General features: G+C 31.8%; 2 protein-coding genes. Both read left to right on the top strand.

All coding sequences use genetic code 11. From position 1 onward, the window contains the following. Window positions 1-1,494, top strand: a 1,494-nt coding sequence (locus tag Q0649_RS08730; protein ID WP_298840329.1) for an ATP-dependent helicase, incomplete at its 5' end; no start/stop codon positions are given. A gap of 202 nt (window positions 1,495-1,696) precedes the next feature. Continuing rightward, window positions 1,697-2,673 (top strand): NAD-dependent DNA ligase LigA (ligA, locus tag Q0649_RS08725; protein WP_367179364.1); only part of this gene is annotated, 977 nt, incomplete at its 3' end.

Below are 2,673 nucleotides of genomic sequence, written 5' to 3'. Positions count from 1 at the left end.
ATATTAGACTTTGAAAAAGATTATCCAAAAGCAAAGGTTGTAAAACTTGAGCAAAATTATAGATCAAAGGGTAATATACTTAAGGCGGCTAATGAAGTCATAAAAAACAATTCTCAAAGAAAAGATAAGGCACTCAGAACTGAAAAAGAAAATGGCGATAAAATAAATTTATATAGAGCATTTACAGATAGAGATGAAGCAAACTTTGTGTCAAATCAGATTAAAACAATGATGGCAGATGGAAATAGAAGTTATAAAGACTTTGCAATTTTATATAGGATGAATTCTCAATCACGTATTTTTGAGGAAAGTTTCAGAAAACATTTAATCCCATACAAGATAGTTGGAGGATTAAAGTTTTATGATAGAAAAGAAATAAAGGATATAATGGCATATTTAAAGCTTATTAATAATCCGCTTGATGATATTGCCTTAAAGAGAATTATAAATGTACCTAAAAGAAATATAGGTGATGCAACTATTCAAAAAATTCAAGAATTTGCGAATGGTATAGATCAATGTTTGTATAGTGCGATTTTAGATGTGGAGTATATACCTACACTTACAACTAGAAATAAATCATCTATAAGTAAATTTGTAAGTCTTATGAATAACTTTATGGCTAAAAATGAAGAGGTTACAGTATCTCAGCTTATTAAGACTATAATTGAAGATACAGGATATCTAAAGCAACTCGAAAACTCTAAGGAACCAGAAGATGAAAGTAGAGTTGAAAATATAAAGGAATTAGTATCGGATGCTGTAGAGTTTGAAAGGACTTCAGAAGACAAATCACTCTTAACATTTTTGGAAGGGGTAAGTTTAGGCTCAACCACTGATGATCCTGATGAAACTATTGATACATCAGCAATGATGACGGTTCATAGTGCTAAGGGGTTAGAGTTTCCAGTAGTATTTATGGTAGGCATGGAAAATGGAATATTTCCAGGTATGTCCTCCATTAATAATCCAACTGAAATGGAAGAGTCAAGGCGTTTGTGTTATGTTGCAATAACAAGGGCTGAAGAAAAACTATATATAACTTCTGCAGAAAGTAGAATGGTATTTGGTAGAAATGTAAGCTATCAACCATCTGATTTTATTAGTGAAATTTCTCCAGATTTAAAAGAAATCATAGGTGGTGCTAAAAATAGGACTACGCAGGTGCTAAAGAGAAAAAATGCAAAGAATTCGCAAAGATATAATCCACATGGTCTCTTAAGTAAAACTGCGCCACAAGACTATGTTTCAGCTACGGCACATGGGGACAATTCAGGTCAGCAAAGTATTAATAGGGAGAATGTTATTAATAATGGCATGAGGAACATAGGTAGCGAAGCTACAGTAGGTAGAAAAGTTAGGCATACTAAATTTGGAGTAGGTACAATAGTATCAAAGTCCAGTTCAAATGGTGATACTTTAATTTCAATAGCATTTGATAACATGGGAATAAAAAAATTGATGTTAGGTAAGGCACCACTAGAAATGTTATAAGATTTGTTAAAAGAGGACTATTATTTGGATAGTAATTATTTGAATGTAGTATAGGCATTTTGGGTAAAATAGCTAGTGAGAATGCTAGTAATTTTATTCAAAAGGCCTAAAAGTTGTGTGTTATCTTTTGTAAATGGTGTAGATTATAAATAGTAATGATTTTAAATTAAAACAGCTTCTAGAGGTATAGAGGAGTAATGATATGATGAATGAAGAAGATAGACTTAATAAAATTAAAGGTATAATTAATTATCATAGTGATAGATATTACAATCAGGATAATCCAGAAATATCAGATTATGAATACGATCAAATGATGTTAGAACTTAAAGAGATAGAAAAAGAGCATCCAGAACTTATTACCTTAGATTCTCCAACTCAAAGAGTAGGTGGAAGTGCTAAAAGGAAAGGTGGGGTACTCGTAAAACATAATGTTCCAATGCTCAGTTTGCAAGACGTATTTACAAAAGAAGATGTATATAATTATGTAAATAAAATGATTGAGGAACTGGATAATCCGACATTTGTTATTGAATTTAAAATTGATGGTTTATCAATGGCCCTTCGCTATGTAGATGGAAACTTAACTGTAGCTGTTACTAGGGGTGACGGAATTATTCAAGGCGAGGATGTCACTGAAAATGCTAAAGTAATTAAGGATGTCGTTAAGAAACTTAAAGAGAAAGTACCATATTTAGAAATTCGTGGTGAAGTATATATGTCAAACGATGCGTTTGATAAAATTAATGAACAACAAGAGTTATTAGGAAAAAAGGTGTTTGCAAATCCAAGGAACTGTGCTGCGGGTACATTAAGGCAGTTAGATAGTAAGATAACAAAAGAGAGAGGAATATCTCTATTCATTTTTAATATTCAAGATATTAAAGGAATTGAATTTAAAACACATACCGAGGGTTATGAATGGTTGAAAAAGCAGGGAATAAAGGTCATTGAGAATTATGTGAAATGTAAAACAGCTGATGAAGTGTGGAGTGCTATTCAAGCTATAGGAGAGGAAAGAGGAAACCTCGCATACGATATTGACGGAGTTGTTATAAAAATCAATAATTTGGAAGATAGAAGAGAACTGGGAAATACTTCAAAGGTTCCGAAATGGGCTATAGCTTATAAATTTCCTCCAGAAGAAAAAGAAACGAAATTACTTGATATTGAAGTATC

This window comes from uncultured Clostridium sp. (genome assembly GCF_937920395.1).
Classification (GTDB): Bacteria; Bacillota; Clostridia; order Clostridiales; family Clostridiaceae; genus Clostridium_AD.
The sequence above is the reverse complement of the archived record's forward strand: the minus strand, read 5'-3'. Positions and strand labels throughout refer to the sequence as shown.